This window comes from Desulfurobacterium indicum (assembly GCF_001968985.1).
Classification (GTDB): Bacteria; Aquificota; Aquificia; order Desulfurobacteriales; family Desulfurobacteriaceae; genus Desulfurobacterium_A; species Desulfurobacterium_A indicum.
Window position 1 is genome coordinate 1 of the sequence record NZ_MOEN01000060.1, and the last position, 1,344, is coordinate 1,344.

The window sequence follows — 1,344 nt, forward strand, 5'->3', positions numbered from 1 at the left end:
CCCTTCTTCGTCTCCGAATACGTTTAGAAAATCCCTGCTCAAAAACTGTCTTCCCTTGTCTGCATGTATTATCTCAGGATACCCATACTTCCTCACGGTTTCCTCTGCTGCCTCTACATAGAACCTCCTGTCCAAGGTGTTTGAATGTTTCATTGAGAGTATCTTCTTTGAATGGGCATCCATTATCGTTACCGTGTAAGAGAATCCACCAGGAACTTTTACATAGGTGATGTCCGTGTACCATACCTGATTGGGACGTTCTATCTTCAGCCCTTCAACAAGGTTTTCTGTCAATGGTATCTCTTTTGGTGGTATTGAAGTCTTAGGCTCTTGATATATCGTTCTGATTCCCATCTTCCTCATTAGTCTCCTTACCCTCTTTCTATTCACTTTGTAGCCTTTCCTCCTCAAATATGCTGTCATTCTTCTGCTTCCATAAGTTGGATCTTTTAAGTACTGTTCATCTATCAGAGCCATGAGTTCTTTGTTGTATTCACTCTCTCCCTTCGGCTGGTAGTAATAGCTCCTTCTTGGAACTGAAAGAAGTTCACACTGCTTGCGTATGCTTAGTTGGCTGTTTCTTTCTATCATCCAGAGCCTCTCTTTCCTGCTTAGAGTAGTCCTAATTTTCTGGACAAAAAATCTTTCTCTACCTTTAGCTGTCCTATTTGCTTGTACAACTCATCTATGGTCTTCTGGAGTTCTTTTTCCTTGTTCCCCTCAGCTGAAAACACTTTGTGGGAGTTTTCAAGGAACTGTTTTTTCCACTTGGTTACTAGAACCGGATGAATGCCAAATTCTGATGCTATCTGGGAGATGATCTTTTCTCCCTTGATAGCTTCAATAGCTACCTTGGCTTTGAATTCTGGCGAGTAGTTTTTTCTCTTTCCCATTGGACTCCTCCTTGTCTGAAAATTTTAACTAAGGGTGTGGTGCAGTTTTTGGGGTCCACCTCAGGATATTCAAGAGCTTTTATCAGAGATGTACGGCATGGAGATAAGTCCCTCTCTCATTTCAAAGCTCACAGAAAGGATAATTCCTAAGGTAGAAGAGTGGCAATGGTAGTGTTCTCTCAAGTGTGTCTCCCGGTGGCAACCTCCTTATCCCTTGATTTAACAAACTTTTCCCACTCATCCTTACAAGGTAGAACCCGTGAACGTAAATTATCATTCTCCTCTTTCAGCAAATAGTAAAGTAACTTCATAACACCCCCTTCCCCAGGAAAGTGCTCTATTACTTTCGCTCTTCTCTTTATCTCCTTCATCCCCCTTTCAATGCTGTTAGTGCTGTAAATAAATCTTCTTATACCTTCAGGATACTTCATAAATGCCGTTAAACAGTGAA

Annotated in this window: 4 protein-coding genes; 1 reads left to right on the forward strand and 3 read right to left on the reverse strand. The window is 41.4% G+C overall.

The window, feature by feature from the left end; translation table 11 throughout:
- Positions 1-591 (reverse strand): IS3 family transposase (locus BLW93_RS08665; protein WP_076713666.1); only part of this gene is annotated, 591 nt, incomplete at its 3' end.
- Between the two features lie 20 nt (positions 592-611).
- On the reverse strand, positions 612-893 hold the full coding sequence (locus BLW93_RS08670) for a transposase (RefSeq protein WP_076713667.1): 282 nt from the start codon (positions 891-893) through the stop codon (positions 612-614).
- Between the two features lie 34 nt (positions 894-927).
- Between BLW93_RS08670 and BLW93_RS09070 the strand changes: the two genes are divergently transcribed.
- Positions 928-1,065, forward strand: a complete 138-nt coding sequence (locus tag BLW93_RS09070) for a transposase (protein WP_144444043.1) — start codon at positions 928-930, stop codon at positions 1,063-1,065.
- A gap of 7 nt (positions 1,066-1,072) precedes the next feature.
- Here BLW93_RS09070 and BLW93_RS08675 read toward each other — a convergent pair.
- Positions 1,073-1,344 (reverse strand): transposase (locus tag BLW93_RS08675; protein ID WP_173790650.1); only part of this gene is annotated, 272 nt, incomplete at its 5' end.

What these genes read in the sequence shown, in the direction of transcription:
- BLW93_RS08670 (WP_076713667.1), bottom strand. Translation starts at nt 893, where the DNA reads ATGGGAAAGAGAAAAAACTACTCGCCAGAATTCAAAGCCAAGGTAGCT.